Below are 15,960 nucleotides of genomic sequence, written 5' to 3'. Positions count from 1 at the left end.
TCTCCTCGCTCATCCTGAGGCAGGTTCGGTTCGGGAAGTTGGGGAAGTTGGGGAAGTTCGGAACGTGTCGGCAGCGGCGGGCGGCGGTTCCTCGGCGTCCGCGGGCGGTGTGATCGGCAGGCATACGCGGAATCTCGTGTCGCCCGGCTGCGAGTCCACTCTGATGTCGCCGTGGTGCTTGTTGACGACGATGCGGTAGGAGATGTCGAGGCCCAGGCCGGTGCCCTCGCCGACCGGCTTCGTGGTGAAGAAGGGCTCGAAGATCCGCGGACGGATGTCGGCCGGGATGCCGGGACCGGTGTCGCGGACCTCGACGAAGAGGTGGTCGCCGTCGCGCCAGGTGGCGATCGTGAGGGTGCCGCTGCCGTTCATCGCGCCGAGCGCGTTGTCGATGAGGTTCGTCCAGACCTGGTTGAGCTCCGCGCCGTACGCCGGGACGGTCGGCAGGTCGTGGTCGTACTCCTTCACGACCCGCACGCCCGAGGGGATCTTGGCCTGCAGCATCACCAGCGTGGCGTCGAGGAGTTCGTGGACGTCGACGGGCTGCTGAGCGGCGCGGTCGAGCTGGGAGTACTGGCGTGCCGCTTCCACGAGGCCGGAGATGCGGCTGACGGCGTCCTCGATCTCCCCCATCAGCAGCTCGGTGTCGATGGTGTACATGAGCCAGCCCACCGCGGCCTGCCGGTTCTCGTCGCCGAGGCGGTCGGTGGCCGCGGACAGCCATGCAGGGTCGATGCCACCGGCGACCAGGACAGGGGCGATGTCCCAGGACCGGTCGATGTCGTGGTTCTCCAGCCAGTCGGTGACCTCGTCCTCGGCGTCGGCGGCCTCGATCGCCGACAGCTTGGGGGCGTTGTAGGCACGCTTGACGGCCTCGTCCTGCATCTCGACGAGATGGTGCAGACGGGTTCCGTCCACCCGGCCGTCGGCGATGAGGGCGAGTTTGTGGCGCATCTTGGTGACCCGGTCGCGCAAGGTGTCGGTGGCTCGTACGGCCGCGGCCGCGGGGTTGTTGAGCTCGTGCGTGAGTCCGGCGGTGAGTGAGCCGAGGGCCTCCAGGCGTTCGCGTTCGCCGATGATGGTGTTGCTGGCGCGGGTGCCGAAGAAGAGGCCTTCGAGCAGATGCAGGGCCATGGGGAACCAGGTGCGTATCGCGTGGGCGAACTCTTCGGCGGGCAGCACGAAGAGTTCGACGTCGGTGATGGCCTTGAGTGTGTTGGGGTAGACCTGGTCCACCCGGTCCCCGAGGTAGGCCTGAGTGGCTCCGCTGTAGACGCCCACCTGGTCGGTGCGGCCGAACTCGATGTCGTCGCCGTGGAGGCGGCGGACGACGGCGACCGTGCCGCTGAGAAGCACGAAGAAGCAGGTGGCGGGCTCGCCCTGGGAGTAGACGGGCGTTGCGCCCTGACGTACTTCGACGCGGCCGCGCTCGGAGAGCCAGGCCAGTTGCTTGTCGTCGAGGGCCTCGAAGAGGAAGAGGGTCCGCAGTTCGGCCGGGCTGAGTCTGTCGCGGATCGGGGCATTCATTGCGCCTCCAGGTAGCGGTGCACCAGGGAGACGGCCATGGCGCCTTCCCCCACCGCGGATGCGACCCGTTTGACCGAGTCGGCCCGTACGTCGCCGGCGGCGAAGACACCGGGCACGCTCGTCTCGAGGTGGTACGGGTCCCGTGCCAGCGGCCATCCCGCGGGGCGCGCCCCCTCGGACAGCAGGTCGGGGCCGGTGAGCACGAAGCCCCGTTCATCACGGGAGACGACGCCTTCCAGCCATTGTGTGGGCGGTTCGGCGCCGATGAAGACGAAGAGCCATGAGGCATCGGTCGTGGTGACAGCGTCGGTGCGGTTGTCGCGCAGTACCAGGCGCTCGAGATGCGACTCGCCCTCGCCGGCCGCCACTTCGGTGTGCGGGTGCACCTGGATGCTGGGGATGCTGTCGATCTGCTGGATCAGGTAGTGCGACATCGCCCGGGTCAGGTCGGGGCCGCGCACGAGGAGATGAACGCGGTCGGCGTAGCGGGAGAAGTAGACGGCTGCCTGGCCCGCGGAGTTGGCTCCTCCGACGATGTACACGTCTTCCCCGATGCAGCTGGCTGCTTCGAAGGATGCCGAGCCGTAGAACACGCCCGCTCCGGTGAACTGGTCCAGGCCCGGCCCCTCCAGCCGCCGGTAGGAGACCCCCGTGGCCAGGACGACGGTGTGGGCCCCGATCTCGGTCCCGTCGCTGAAGCGCAGCACCCGGCCGGCCCCTGCCGCCTCGAGCGAGACCACTTCCCGTGCACTGAGGATCTCGGCGCCGAAACGGGTGGCCTGCCGACGTGCCCGGTCCGTCAGCTGCGCACCGGAGACTCCGTCGGGGAAGCCCAGATAGTTCTCGATACGGCTGCTCTGACCGGCCTGCCCGCCGGTGGCGCTCCGCTCCACCAGCACCGTGCGCAGGCCCTCGGAAGCCGCGTAGACGGCGGCGCCGAGACCTGCTGGGCCCGCGCCGATGACGACAACGTCGTAGAAGTCGGCCGCGGGGGTGGTGCTCAGCCCCACCTGGGCGGCGAGTTCGGCCTCGGTCGGCGCCTGCAGGGTCTTGCCGTCGGTCGTGATCACCAGGGGCACGTCATCGGCACTGAGGCCGGCCGCGTCCAGGAGCCGCCCGCCTTCGGGCTCGTCGGCGGCTATCCAGCGATAGGGCACGAGATTGCGGGCGAGGAATTCCCGTACGGCGAAGGACGGCGCCGACCAGCGGTGGCCGACGATCCTTGTCTCTCCCACCTCAGGGTCGGGTGCGCTCGCCCACACTTCCAGCAGTGCGTCCAGCACCGGATAGAGGTTCTCCTCCGGGGGACTCCACGGCTTGAGCAGATAATGATCGAGATCGACGATGTTGATCGCGTCGATGGCCGCGCCCGTGTCGGCGTACGCCGTCAGAAGCACCCGTCTGGCCAGCGGGAAGAGGTCCATGGCCGCTTCGAGGAACTGCACGCCGTTCATCGTCGGCATGCGGTAGTCGGCGATCATCACGGCGAGCGGCTCGCCTCGCAGCTTGACCTCGCGCAAGGCGTCCAATGCCTCTTCACCCGAAGGCGCGCGAATGACCCGATACCGGTCGCCGTACCGGCGTCGGAGGTCACGGGCGATGGCTCGGGAGACTCCCGGATCGTCATCGACGGTCAGGATGGTCGGCTTCGCCATGCCCCCCATAATGCGCCGCATCGATCACGAAAGCGATGCGAATGCCCATGGTGACGGGCGGGGTGCGGGCCCCGGCCCACCGGGCACTCGTCCGCGGTACTGGGGCGGGCCACCGGCGTCGGCCGGTTCAGCGTCCCTTCAGGTGGGCCGGCGCATCATGTCTCTGCACAGCGACTCTCGGCGAGAGGCAGCAGCCATGAACCGCAGGACCATGTGGATCGTCGGCGCGACGGCCGCGGCCGCCCTCATCGGCGCAGGAACGGGCATCGCCGTGGCGGGCTCCGGCGACGACGACAGCACACCGGCCATCACCGGACCCGCCCTCGACAGGGCAAGCAGCGCCGCGCTCGCCCACACCGGCGGCGGCACGGTCACCGGCACCGAGGCCGGCGACGAAGAGGGCTACTACGAGGTCGAGGTCACGCTCACCAACGGCAAGCAGGCGGATGTCCACCTGGACAAGGACTTCAAGGTGCTCACCAGCGTGGCCGACAGCGAGAGCGGCGACCAGGACGGGTCCGGCGACAAGGGCTGAGGGCCGCTCGGCCCCGCTGAGCCCCGGCACGCGGCACCGCGGGAGTCGCGGTGCCGCCGCCGGGTGAGGTCCTACTTCAGACCGAGTTGGACGCAGGCTGCCTTGTACTTCGGGGTGCAGATCTCCGCGGCCGTGTAGACGCCGTCCTTGATGACGGTCTCCCGGATGTTTTCCTTGGTCAGCGAGATGACAGGGACCAGCACCGAGGGGATGGCCTTGGTGGTCGGGCTGTCGACGTCCGTCTGAGCCATGCCGAGCGCCATGCCCCTGGCCAGCAGGATGGCCATCTCGGCGGCGGCAGCGGCTTCCGGCGCGTACGGCTTGTAGACGCTGGCGTACTGCTCACCCGCGACGATGCGCTGCACGGCGGCGAGCTCGGCGTCCTGGCCGGTGACCGGCGGGATCGGGAAGATACCGGCCGACTTGAGGGCGGCGATGACGCCGCCCGCCATGCCGTCGTTGGCGGAGTAGACACCGATGATCTTGTCGTTGCCGATCGACTCGATCGCCGCCTGCATGTTCGCGGTGGCGTTCTCCGGCTTCCAGTCCTTGGTGTCGTACTCCTCGCCGATGTTGACCTTGCCGTCGAGCTCCGTGTGCGCGCCCTTCTTGAACATGGCGGCGTTCGGGTCGGTGACGGCACCGTTCATCACCACTATCTGGCCGTCCTTGGCCTTGGCGCCGAGTGCGGTGAGCAGCGCCTTGCCCTGCACATGGCCGACCTCTTCGTTGTCGAAAGAGGTGTAGGCGTCGATCGGCCCCTCGGCGAGGCGGTCGAAGGCGACGACCGGGATACCTGCGTCGTGGGCTTTCTTGATCGAGCCCGCGATCGCCTTGGAGTCCACCGCGTCCACGATCAGCACATCGACCTTGTCGGCGACCATCGTTTCGACCTGCCGGCTCTGCAGCGTCGCGTCCTGCTTCGCGTTGGCGTAGACCACCTTGCCCTTGTCGTTCGTCAGCTGTCCGATCTTCTCCTTGATGACCGGCAGGTCGAACTTCTCGTAGCGAGCAGCCTCGCTCTCCGGAAGGAGCAGACCGACGGTGATGTCGTCGCTTATCCTCACGCCCGAGCCCTGCTCGCCGCCACAGGCGGCGAGCGAGACAGTCATGGCGGATGCGGCGACAGCAACGGCGGAACGACGCAGTAGTGCGTTCATCTGTGGAACTCAACCTCCCTGACCGACCGCGTCACTACGGTCGAGGTGGCTGGAAGTCAACTCCACCCCCATAAAAGCGTCAAGAAGTACAATCCTAACGAGACAGCAACGGGGCTCATTCGTTAGCTAAGTGAAGGCAAACGTGCCCGCCGACCAGCAGCTACGCCTCGCCTCGGGGACGACAGACCGCACCACTGACCGGCCTCAGGCGTCGGCCGCGTACCGCCAGAAGTCCCGCATCAGACCGGGCGGGGTCGGTCCGGCCATCGCACGCTGGCTGAGCAGGATGGTGACCGCGCCGGTGGACGCCGTGATGTGCGCAGCCGTTCCGGTGCCGCCCACCCAGCCGTAGCGTCCCGGGACGTTCCAGGGGTCGATGGCCTCGACGTCGACCGAGCCGCCGAAGCCCCAGCCCTGGCCCTCCAGGAACAACGTGCCCGCAGCGCGCTGGGACTGGGTCAGCTGGTCGGTGGTCATCTGCCGCACCGACTCGGGCGACAACAGCGCGCGGCCGTCGGCGGTCCCCTCGGCGAGCAGCATCCGGGCGAATGCGTGCCAGTCGTCGAGGGTCGAGACCAGCCCGCCGGCGCCGGACGGGAACACCGGGACGCTGCTCCACTGCCCGTCGGGGGCGTCGACCAGTTCAAGAGCGCCCGCCGGATCCGTTCGGTAGTAGCTGGTGAACCGGTCGAGCTTGTCGGCCGGGACCTCGAATCCGGTGTCGATCATGCTGAGCGGCTCGAACAGCCGCTCAGCCAGGAACTCGGGCAGCGGACGGCCCGAGACTCTGGCGATCAGCACGCCCTGAATGTCGGAGGAGGTGTTGTACAGCCACGCGTCCCCCGGCTGGTACAGCAGCGGAATACGGGACAGCGCCCCCATCCACTTATCCGGCGCCGGGACCAGTTGAGGCTGCGGCGGTCCCTGCTTCAGCTCACTGAACAGCAATTGGACCGCCGGGAGCGAGAAGTCCGACGGGAAGCCGTGCCCGGCGCGGGAGCTGAGCACATCGCGCACGGTGATGGGCCTCGCTGCCGGCACCACGTCGTCGACCGGACTGCCCGGCGTGCGGACGACAGTCGGCTTCGCCAGCTCCGGCAGCCACTGGCCGACCGGGTCGTCCAGCGCGATGCGGCCGTCCTCGACCAGCATCATGACCGCCGCGGCGACCACAGGCTTGGTGAGCGAAGCGATACGGAAGATCGAATCCCTGGCCATCGGTGCGATTCCGTCGACGTCGACGGAACCGACGGCCGCCACCTCGACGCGGTCGCCGCGGGCCACCAGGCCCACCGCGCCGGGCACCGATCCGTTGCTGACGTTCGCCTGGAGGGTGTCGTGCAGGTTGGTCATCGGTCCACCTTCTCGAGTGTGCGGTCGGAAGGAAGACTCCCCATGCGGCACAGAATCATCGCGCGCCGGTGCCGCCGATTCACGATCAGCGAGGGAGATCAGCTTCCCTCGGCACGCGGCTCGATGCGGAAGTTGAAGGCGACGGTCCCGGGATCAAGCGCCGTCGCCCCGCCGTCGACGGTGAGCACCGCCCCGTTGACGAACGACGCGGCGGGTGACAGCAGCCAGGCGATCGCCTCCGCGACCTCGTGCGGCTCTCCGGGGCGGCCTGCGGGAAGCAGCCGGGTCGCCTCCTCGTACGCCGCATCGACGCCGTACGCCACATCGACGCCGCGCTCCCCCAGCCTCGCCTCTTCGGCGAATCGCACCATGCGCCGGTCAGCCATCTCGGTACGCACCCAGCTCGGGCACACCGTATTGGCGCGCAGCCCGTGTGGCCCGTAGTCGACGGCGAGCGAGCGGCACAGCTGGAGGAGGGCCGCCTTGGACGTTGCGTACGCGGCGTTGGCCGACCCGTTGCGCAGCGCGGAGACCGAGGCGACGGCGACCACCGAGCCCTTGGCCTTCAGCAGGTGCGGGAGTGCGGCGCGCAGGAGCAGGAAAGGGCCGGTGACGTTGGTCCGCATAACGGTGTCCCAGTCCTCGACCGACAGGTCGCCGACCGCTCCACCTCTCCCCACGCCGGCATTGAGTACGACACCGTCGAGTCGGCCGTAGGCGGCCACGGACGCCGCGACGAGATCGCGCACGGCGTCGGGATCACCGATGTCGGACGGGTGGGCCAGAACTCCGGTCTCCTTCGCGAGGCGCTCCAACGGCTCCGGCCGGCGTCCCGAGACAACGACGTGGTGCCCGGCCCCGCGCAGCAGACGGGCTGTGGCAGCGCCGATCCCCGTACCTCCGCCGGTAACGAGAACAACTCGCTTGCTCACCATGACTGTTGGCCCTCCTCAACGGGACGTCGATCTGCTTCCTGACGGCGAGCACCATGTCCCAGTCGAGCTCAGCCGGATGCCCCCGACATCAAGGGAACGATGATCAACCATGGCCGGAACCTACGTGAGGGTTCCGGCCTCCGCTGCGAGGTTCACCCGCAGCCGAACCGTTCCCGGTCGGGAGACGGTCGACAGAGGCGGAACAAAGCAGGCGTAGGCTGGCCAGAACGCCCCATTGCACCGCGAATGAACCATGGAGGCGCGGCGCATGACCGACCCCTTCGGTTTCCTCAAGATCCCCCGGCGGCCCGTCCCTGCGCGCCCCGTCGAGGAGCGGCTGAGCGACTGGAACGAGGTCTACGCGGGGCAGGTCCTGCTTCCGCTCGTCTCCGAGCAGGCGGGGCGCTGCATGGACTGCGGCATACCGTTCTGCCACAGCGGCTGCCCGCTGGGAAATCTCATCCCCGAATGGAACGCGTACGCGACGCACGGCGACTGGCGGGCCGCGGCAGAACGGCTGCACGCGACGAACAACTTCCCCGAGTTCACCGGGCGGCTGTGCCCGGCGCCGTGCGAGGACGCCTGCGTGCTGGCCATCAACGCCGATCCGGTGACGATCAAGAACGTCGAGCAGGCCATCGCGGACCAGATCTGGGAACGCGGGTACGCCGCCCCGCAGCCGCCGGAGCGGCTCAGCGGGAAGACCGTCGCCGTCATCGGCTCCGGACCCGCCGGACTGGCCGCCGCGCAACAGCTCACCCGTACCGGACACACCGTCGCCGTCTACGAACGGGCCGACCGCATCGGCGGGCTGCTGCGCTACGGCATCCCCGCGTTCAAGATGGAGAAGCGGCACCTGGACCGCCGCATCGAGCAGATGCGGGCGGAGGGGACCAAATTCCGCACGGGCGTGGACATCGGCAGCGATCTCGACGCCACCGAACTCAGAAGGCGCCATGACGCCGTGGTCGTCGCCGTCGGAGCCACGCAGCAGCGGGAGCTCCCCGTCCCCGGCCGCGAGCTGTACGGCATCCATCAGGCCATGGAGTATCTGACCCTCGCCAACCGGGTCAGGGAAGGCGACTACGCCGCGCCCCCCGTCACCGCCGAGGGCAAACACGTGGTGATCGTCGGTGGCGGGGACACCGGCTCGGACTGTCTGGGCACCGCTTTGCGCCAGGGCGCGGCCTCCGTGGTGCAGCTGGACATCAATCCGGAGCCCGGCGGCTCCCGGCCGGACGCCGAGCCCTGGCCCACGTATCCGAAGGTCTACCGGATCTCCCACGCCCATGAAGAGGCTCGGGGGCGGGAGGGCACGGATCCAAGGGTCTTCGCCTCCGCCACGCTCCGCTTCGAAGGGGACCCCGCCGGACAGGTGCGCGCGCTGTGCCTGACTGAAGTGGAACCCGGGCACCGAAGGCCGCGGCCGGACACCGAGCGGGTGATCCCGGCGGAGCTGGTCCTGCTCGCCCTCGGCTTCTCGGGTCCCGAACGGGGCACCGGTCTGATGGAGCAGCTGGGGCTCTGGCTGGACGAGCGGGGGAACTTCGCGCGGGACGCCGCCTTCGCGGCCGAAGCGACGGAGCCGGCCGAGGGGACGGGCCGCACCAGGAGGGACGGGGTCTTCGTGGCGGGCGACGCGGGACGCGGCCAGTCCCTGGTGGTGTGGGCCATCGCGGAGGGGCGCTCCGCCGCGGCAGCGACGGACCGCTATCTGACCGGCTCGACCGTGCTCCCGGCTCCCGTCGCCCCGACGGACCGGCCCCTGGTGGCCTGACGATTATTCGCGTGCCCGCGCAGCCGCTCCGGAGCTACTGTGAAGCTCGTTCAGGTGCGCAGGCTGCGGCTACTTCTCCTGTCAAGAGAGCAACGCGGGTTCGAATCCCGCCGCCGGCTCGCGCCGGTGTCGTCCAGCGGCCGAGGACACTTACGTGCCGTCGCCGATCTTGATCTCTGAACATCACGACGCGGGCCGTCCGCCTTGAGAAACCAGGCGGACGGCTTCGTCGCAGCTGCCCTTCTCCATTGCTCACGGCACAGTGGGACGTATGAACGCACATGACACGAGCATTCTCGCCGGCGCACGCGTGGCGACCAGGCTTCCCGCCCAGGACCTGGGCCGGGCGCGGCAGTTCTACTCCGAGACGCTCGGGCTCGAACCGGTCGACGAGCGGCCCGGCGGGCTGCTGTACCGCTGTGGAGGCGTGGACTTCGCCCTGTTCCAGTCCGCGGGATCGTCACCCGGCACCTTCACCCAGATGGGGTGGGAGGTCGACGACATCGAGGCCGTCGTGTCGGAACTCGGGCGACGCGGCGTCGTGTTCGAGGAGGTCGACCTTCCCGGGGTGCGTACGAGTGGTGGGATCGCCGAGATCGACGGGAACTACCCGAGCAAGGGTGCACGGGGAGAACGCGGCGCCTGGTTCCGCGACAGCGAGGGGAACATGCTGGGCATCGGAGAGCCGGTCGTCTGATCACCGGGGCGCGACAGCTCGGGTCTTCAAAGTCCCGTCACCGGGGCGTCGGGGACGGCGTGGCGCCGGGCTTCGGGCCGTACGCCGTCAGGAAGCGGTCGCGGAAGGCGTCCATCTTCCAGACCGGGCCCTTCGGGTCGGGCTTCAGGCCGTCGTGCCAGCCCCAGCCGGAGATCCGGTCCAGCACGGCCGGGTCGTGGGCGACGATCGCGATCGGTACGTCCCGGCTTGCGTGGTCGCCGGAGACCTTCGACACGGGCTGGTGGTCGCCGAGGAAGACGAGCACGGTGTTCTTGTTGCCGTACTTCTCCATGTAGGAGGTCAGGCTCTCCAGCGAGTACTGGATGGACTTGGCGTACTCGGCGCGCACCTCGCCGGAGTCCTTCCACACGTCCACGGGGTCCTTGCCCGCCTTCTCGATGGCGTCGTATTCGGAGCCGTCACCGATCTCGTCCCAGCCGAGGGTCTTGGGGAGGGGTGCCCAGGGGTTGTGGCTGGAGGTCAGGATGATCTCCGACATCAGCGGCTTGTCGTGGTTCTTGCCGTGCTCCAGGCGCTCGAAGGCCTTCAGGGCGTACTGGTCGGGCATGGTCGACCAGCTGAACTCCGGGCCCTCGTACCCGAGATGCCGCGAATCGTAGACCTTGTCGAAGCCGTAGAACTTTCCCTCCGGCCAGTTCTTGGTGACGCCCGGCATGATGCCGACCGTCCGCCAGGCGCCGGTGCTCCGGAAGGCGCCGGGGAGGGTCAGATGGTCCCCTGCGGTGATGGTGCGGTAGCGCTGCTGGTTCTCGATCCACAGGCCCGACGCGAACGTGGAGTGGGCCAGCCAACTGCCGCCGCCGTACGTCGGAGAGGTGAGCCAGCCACTCCTGGCCGAGTACCCGGCCGCACGCAGCCGCTTGGTCCCGTCCGCGAGTGCCGCGTCCACCCGGGGCGCCATCGACGGGTCCTCGACCGCGCTGCGGCCGTAGCTCTCGATGAAGGCGAAGATGACGTCCTTGCCGCGCAGTCCGGTCAGCAACTGGTCGGGCGGGGTGTCGCGGAAGGCGTCGACGGCGGCCTCCTTGGCGAACGCCTTCTCGTCCTTCATAGTCGCCTTCACGAGGGCCGCACGGTTATGCACGAGCGCGTACGTGTTCCTGGAGGCGACCGGCGCACCGGCGAGCTGCAGGCCGAGCGCCGTGCAGGTTATCCAGGCGGTCCCGAGTACCAGAGTCGTACGGGTCGCCACGGCGCTGTGCCGGGCCATGAGGTTGCTGAGCCGGACGACCGCCAGCGTCATGAGGACGAGCAGGGCGAGCACGAAGATCACGACCACGATGACGACACCGATCGCGCCCGCCCGGCCTATCGAGTCCTGGAGGAACGACTCGCCGTCGTCGAGCAGGATCCAGTCGAGCACAAGGTTGAACCCTCGGCCGAAGACCTCGTGGAAGCCCATGTCGAGGAAGTTGAGGAGGGTCAGCATGCCGAGGACCGCCCCGGCGAGGACCGCCGCCGCACGCCTCGCCCTCGTCGGCAGGGCAAGCAGTGCAGCGGCGCCGAATATCCCCTCCACCGGTATGCGTACGAACGTGCTGGGCGTGAGGCGGGCGACGTCCTGCGGCATGAGGAGGGCGAACAATACGAGCAGCGCGGCCAGGGCGGTGGTCGTCCACGCCACCGCACGCGCCGCGGCCGGATACCTGTCCCGCCAGCCGCCGTCGGTGACGGGCTCGTGCGGGTCGTCGCCGGCGGCGTCACCGCCGGTGGTGTCCCGACCCGCGGCGTCGTGGTCCGGTGTGCGCTCCGAGGGGCCGTCCGGCGCCGGGCCCTCCTCTGTGGATGCCATATCCGCGGGGGGCAGCTGGCTGGAGCGCGTGAAGAGCGACACGCCGGGGGTCCTTCCGTACGAAGCCGGGTGGTGGCACGCGGTCCAGGCTCGGGAGGTCGGGGGCCGCGCCCATGTGTACGGCCTGCCTGCGGCTTCTGTTCAATCACCGGGGTCGCCCGCGCGGGAAGCGTACGCCGGGAGGGTGAACTGGTTGACGGGGTCCCCCTGTTGTCGGGGCTGACCAGCCCGTCGCTCAGGCAACACCCGTGGTCCAGCGCTGGTCGCGGTCTCCGTCCGCGGGGTCGAAGTCGAGGGGAGCGCCCTCGGAGCCGCCCAGGGGTTCAAGGGCGAAGTCCGGCGCGATCCGTGGGCGTATGGCTCCCGATCCATCGACGGTGAAGAGCAGATTCAGGCCGTTCCTGCCCTCGACCGAGGCGCAGGACCAGATACCGACGCCACGGTCGGTGCCACCGCGCGAGTCCAGGCAGTAGTCGGGGTCCTCTTTACTGTGCAGGAGTCCGATGGAGTCCAGGCTCCACTGCTGGGTCGGGGCGCCACTGCAGCGGGCGGTGACGACGTCGGTACGGTTCTCCATCACGCCGTTCACGATGTCCAGGCACAGCCCGGAATCCGCATTCACGACCTGCGTGTAGCCGCCCCCCGCGACGATCAGCGACGGCGGGGGCGGGAGCTTCTTCGAGGCAGTGGGCGCCGGGGTCTTGGTGGCGGCGGCCGGGGCGGTGGGGCTCGGCGAGGGTGAAGGCTTCTTCGACGGCTGCCGGGTGGGACTCTTCGTCGGGGCGGGGGCGGGCGCGGCAACGGCCGGCCAGCTCTCCCTGAGCGGGGGCTCCTTCACGCGGACGCGTGCCGGACCGGAATCCTCGGAGGCGTATCCCAGCAGAGTGCCGGCGACGACGGCGCCCGCGACCGCCACAGCGACGAGGACGACGGTCCGGGACGGCCGGCTCGCGCCCTTCCGCGACGTCCCGTCGCGCTGCGTCAGCGTCCCGGAAGCGCCGAACGCCGGCATGGTGACCGTGGCCTTCGACCGGTCGGGCTGCGCCGGAACGGCATCGAGCAGCCCGCGCACCGGACCGCGGGCCGCGTACGCCGATCCGCCCCAGCCGAGCAGCCCTTCGGCGAACACGGCACGGGGGTCGTCCCCCATCCGCGCCAGCTCCGCGAGCAGCCGGGTGCAGCTGGGGCATTCCGCCAGGTGGAGCGTCAGGTCCTCGCTGTGTCGCCGGTCCCCCGGCCGCGCCGCCGCCTCGATGATGCGGCGGAAGCCCAGGCACTTCCTGTTCCCGCCACGCTCCAGATATGCCCACAGATAGGCCTGCCGCATGGCGTCCTGTGCCTTGTCCCGCAGCTCCGGAACGAGATCCGGCTTGACGCTGAGGAAGGTGGCGACGGTGGCGTCCGGTTCCCCGTCCACCACCGCGTACCAAAGGATGCCCCGTGTCAGCTCCGGCAGCCGGTAGAAGCCGGTGAGCATCGCGGACGACGCCTCGAACCGGAGCCGGGACATGGGCACATCCGGTGCGGTGAAGTCGGCCGTCTCATCGGTCCATGCGGCGAAATCGGGTTCGAGCCGGTCCCGGCGGCTGCCGACGGCCCAGGCGAGACCCACCCGCTGAACGAGCATCAGCACATGGTGCCGCCAGTTCCCCCGGGGTTCGATGCCCCGGCAAGCCTCCTGAACGGCCAGGTCGAAGGCCTGCACGGCCAGTTGGTGCCCGGCGACCTGATTGCGTCCGCAGAGCCGGGCGTAGGTGAGGACGGCAGGCAGGTGGCGGCGCTTGAGCTCCTGGGCGGCGGGATGGGCGGCCGGGGCACCGGCGCGGATACGTTCGGTGAGCTCCGAGTCCGCCAGGGCGGCGTAGACCGGCTTCTCGTCCGCGGAACCGGGACCGATCTGGTGGAGCTCTGGCACCCTCTTGACTCCTCGTTCACTACAGCGCGAGCGACCCGCTGCCCAGTGGAAACACGCCGGTGTTACCGGCAAGAAACAAGAGCCCATAGTGAGGCAGTCGGCACGTCAGGGAAAGGTGTTTCCGCGGGTAAGTCGCTGCTCGCGGCCAGACCGACTGCCGGCGCTCAACTCGCCCACCACGGCGCGAAGCAGTCGCTCCTGCCCATTCCTCACTCGGCACCTTTCCGAGGCAGGCGAACAGCCCGACGGCACTGCGTCCGAGCTGCTCCGGTGCGATGCTGGACAAGAGACGCGGAGGTCGCCATGGGGTTCTACGCCGAGCGAGTCCTACCGCGGGTTGTCAACGTCGCCTGCGGAGCCAAGACCGCCCAGCCGCTACGACGCCGAGTCTGCGAGGGCCTGAAGGGCGAAGTCGTCGAGATCGGGTTCGGGACGGGGCACAACGTTCCTTTCTACCCGGAGACCGTCACCGGCGTGGCCGCGGTCGAGCCTTCCGATGTCGGATGGAGGATTGCCGCCGAGCGCGTGAGGGCGTCACGGATCCCGGTGCGGCGCGCCGGGCTTGACGGGCAGTCGTTGCCCTTCGAGGACGACAGTTTCGACGCCGCGTTGTCCACGTGGACGCTGTGCACCATTCCCGATGCCGACGCCGCCCTGCGCGAAGTGCGCCGCGTCCTCAAGCCCGGTGGGACCCTGCATTTCGTCGAGCACGGGCTGGCCCCCGAAGGGGACGAGAACGTCCGTCACTGGCAACGACGCCTCGAGCCGGTGAACAAGCGGCTCTTCGGCGGGTGTCACCTCACCCGGCCGATCGTCGACATGCTGACCGGCGCGGGGTTCACGATTTCGGAACTGGACGTCTTCTACGAGAAGGGTGCGCCGAAGCCCATGGGAGCCGATTCCCTCGGCGTCGCCCTGTCCGCCTAGGGCTGATCCAAACGACAGGCCCTAGCTCGCCCCAGTCCTCCTCGTGATCGTCGGCCGGGCCGGCAGCACCTCTCCTGGGCCGCCAGGAAAATGTATGGCAATCAAGGTAGAAATTAGATGGCCACGCGGCTAAAGTTTCTTGCGTAGCCGATCAAGTCGGCGATACGCAACACAGCCGACTGGTGCGAGCGCACGCCAAGCCGTGTGCGGCACCAGATGTCCGGAGCAGCACGCCCCGAAGAAAGAGAGGAGCAGACGCCATCAGGATCGCCCGGGCGATACTCCGGTTCGCCCGGGTACCGCAGGCCCCGATTGGAAGGTGGTCCCCGGTCACGCATCCGCGATCCCCGCACGTCCGGCCTCAAGGACGGACCAGCGGAATACGAAAGCCAGCGCACAGCGCCGGCAGATGGTGTTGATACCCCTCGGGGCCCCGGTGTGTACGCACCGGGGCCCCTCGACGCGTTTCAGAAGAGGTGCGAATGCCCCAAGAAACCCCCTCGCCCACCGCCGACCGGTTCGACGATGACGATTACCCCGCCTACACCATGGGCCGCGCCGCCGAAATGATCGGCGCCACGCCCGGCTTCCTCCGGGCCGTGGGCGATGCCCGACTGATCACCCCACTGCGGTCCGAGGGCGGCCATCGCCGCTACTCCCGCTACCAGCTGCGCATCGCCGCCCGGGCACGCGAGCTCGTCGACGGCGGGACGCCGATCGAGGCAGCCTGCCGCATCGTCATTCTGGAGGACCAGCTCGAGGAAGCCCTGCGACTCAATGAAGAACTGCGACGGTCCACGGCAGACTCGAGCGGAGCAGCCGACGCCTGACGACGCCCCCGAGCTCGACGGGCAGCCAATATCTGTCGCGGCAGGCATAGATATTCGGGCAACGGGCGATGAGGGTTTATGGCGCGACGGGCGGAGTGATATTACTCGCCGCGCTCGGCCGCTTGCGTCGTGCTACCGTTGTTCTCAGTTGCAGTTGTGGTTCCCAAAGACTTCAAGTGCTCGGACCGGTATCAATGCCGGATCGTGCACTTATGTATTGCCGGATGCATTTCCGGACGGGGCAATCATCAAGGCGACGCGGAGCTCGCACAGTGCGGGCGCCGGCACTGCCCCGAAGGAGATATGACATGGCTACTGGCACCGTCAAGTGGTTCAACGCGGAAAAGGGCTTCGGCTTCATCGAGCAGGAGGGTGGCGGCCCCGACGTCTTCGCCCACTACTCGAACATCGCCACCCAGGGCTTCCGTGAGCTTCAGGAAGGCCAGAAGGTGAACTTCGACGTCACGCAGGGCCAGAAGGGCCCGCAGGCCGAGAACATCGTTCCCGCCTGAGGCTGAAACGCACAACGCAGCTGGGGCCCGCACCTTGGGGTGCGGGCCCCGGCTCGTTGCTTTTTCCGGGTTTGGCCAGGTCCGCAGTGACGTCATATGCGGCGAGACGTCATACGTTTTCACGCCGCAGGGCGGTCGATCCGCCCCCCTGCTCCTGCCGGACACAGGTCCGCCCGATCCCCCATGATTCGGCATCGCAGCCGCTCCGGCGCATGTCACTCATTTTGACGTATCGGCCCCCCGCTTTCGCCGGCGGCCGTACTTCGTCTTCGTTTTCATTCCGGCTCGTTCTTGCGATTCTCA

At 68.8% G+C, this 15,960-nt stretch carries 13 protein-coding genes; 6 read left to right on the top strand and 7 right to left on the bottom strand.

From position 1 onward, the window contains the following. Window positions 1–9: 9 nt before the first annotated feature. Window positions 10–1,527, bottom strand: coding sequence for an ATP-binding protein (locus OG905_RS36935; RefSeq protein ID WP_328681403.1), 1,518 nt, complete (start codon window positions 1,525–1,527; stop codon window positions 10–12). Next, on the bottom strand, window positions 1,524–3,182 hold the full coding sequence (locus tag OG905_RS36930; protein ID WP_328681402.1) for an FAD-dependent oxidoreductase: 1,659 nt from the start codon (window positions 3,180–3,182) through the stop codon (window positions 1,524–1,526). The genes OG905_RS36935 and OG905_RS36930 overlap by 4 nt, the downstream gene beginning before the upstream one ends. A gap of 196 nt (window positions 3,183–3,378) precedes the next feature. Here OG905_RS36930 and OG905_RS36925 point away from each other — a divergent pair, with 196 nt between their 5' ends. Continuing rightward, a complete protein-coding gene (locus OG905_RS36925; protein WP_328681400.1) occupies window positions 3,379–3,717 on the top strand; it encodes a PepSY domain-containing protein in 339 nt (112 codons plus the stop codon). Window positions 3,718–3,788: 71 nt separating this feature from the next. On the opposite strand, the gene OG905_RS36920 is transcribed toward OG905_RS36925, so the two are convergent. From OG905_RS36920 to OG905_RS36910, 3 genes are all read right to left on the bottom strand, one after another. Further along, window positions 3,789–4,877, bottom strand: coding sequence for a sugar ABC transporter substrate-binding protein (locus OG905_RS36920; protein ID WP_328681399.1), 1,089 nt, complete (start codon window positions 4,875–4,877; stop codon window positions 3,789–3,791). A 204-nt stretch (window positions 4,878–5,081) separates the two neighbouring features. Beyond that, window positions 5,082–6,230 (bottom strand): serine hydrolase domain-containing protein, encoded by a 1,149-nt coding sequence (locus OG905_RS36915; RefSeq protein ID WP_328681398.1) that lies wholly within the window; start codon window positions 6,228–6,230, stop codon window positions 5,082–5,084. 98 nt (window positions 6,231–6,328) lie between these two features. Then, window positions 6,329–7,165, bottom strand: a complete 837-nt coding sequence (locus tag OG905_RS36910; RefSeq protein ID WP_328681397.1) for an SDR family NAD(P)-dependent oxidoreductase — start codon at window positions 7,163–7,165, stop codon at window positions 6,329–6,331. A 268-nt stretch (window positions 7,166–7,433) separates the two neighbouring features. Here OG905_RS36910 and OG905_RS36905 point away from each other — a divergent pair, with 268 nt between their 5' ends. Both OG905_RS36905 and OG905_RS36900 read left to right on the top strand, forming a co-directional pair. Then, entirely contained in the window at window positions 7,434–8,942 is a 1,509-nt protein-coding gene (locus OG905_RS36905) for a glutamate synthase subunit beta (RefSeq protein ID WP_328681395.1), read from the top strand. Window positions 8,943–9,213: 271 nt separating this feature from the next. After that, window positions 9,214–9,639 (top strand): VOC family protein, encoded by a 426-nt coding sequence (locus OG905_RS36900; protein ID WP_328681393.1) that lies wholly within the window; start codon window positions 9,214–9,216, stop codon window positions 9,637–9,639. Window positions 9,640–9,676: 37 nt separating this feature from the next. Here the strand turns inward: OG905_RS36900 and OG905_RS36895 are convergent, their stop codons facing one another. Together OG905_RS36895 and OG905_RS36890 are read right to left on the bottom strand one after the other, a co-directional pair. Continuing rightward, window positions 9,677–11,515, bottom strand: a complete 1,839-nt coding sequence (locus OG905_RS36895; RefSeq protein WP_443044034.1) for a sulfatase — start codon at window positions 11,513–11,515, stop codon at window positions 9,677–9,679. 193 nt (window positions 11,516–11,708) lie between these two features. Then, complete coding sequence (locus OG905_RS36890; protein ID WP_328681391.1) at window positions 11,709–13,388, bottom strand: RICIN domain-containing protein; 1,680 nt, start codon at window positions 13,386–13,388, stop codon at window positions 11,709–11,711. A 303-nt stretch (window positions 13,389–13,691) separates the two neighbouring features. On the opposite strand from OG905_RS36890, the gene OG905_RS36885 reads away from it, so the two are divergent. The 3 genes from OG905_RS36885 to OG905_RS36875 all read left to right on the top strand — a co-directional run bounded on the left by OG905_RS36885 (window position 13,692) and on the right by OG905_RS36875 (window position 15,657). Next, window positions 13,692–14,315 carry a class I SAM-dependent methyltransferase gene (locus OG905_RS36885; protein ID WP_328681389.1) on the top strand — a complete coding sequence of 208 codons (624 nt, stop codon included), beginning with the start codon at window positions 13,692–13,694 and terminating at the stop codon, window positions 14,313–14,315. A gap of 482 nt (window positions 14,316–14,797) precedes the next feature. After that, complete coding sequence (locus tag OG905_RS36880; RefSeq protein ID WP_328681387.1) at window positions 14,798–15,145, top strand: MerR family transcriptional regulator; 348 nt, start codon at window positions 14,798–14,800, stop codon at window positions 15,143–15,145. Window positions 15,146–15,453: 308 nt separating this feature from the next. Further along, window positions 15,454–15,657: a cold-shock protein gene (locus OG905_RS36875; protein ID WP_018536328.1), complete on the top strand. Its 204-nt coding sequence runs from the start codon at window positions 15,454–15,456 to the stop codon at window positions 15,655–15,657. The last annotated feature ends 303 nt before the right edge of the window (window positions 15,658–15,960 follow it).

It is taken from the genome of Streptomyces sp. NBC_00322, from assembly GCF_036147535.1.
Taxonomy (GTDB): Bacteria; Actinomycetota; Actinomycetes; order Streptomycetales; family Streptomycetaceae; genus Streptomyces.
The sequence above is the reverse complement of the archived record's forward strand: the minus strand, read 5'-3'. Positions and strand labels throughout refer to the sequence as shown.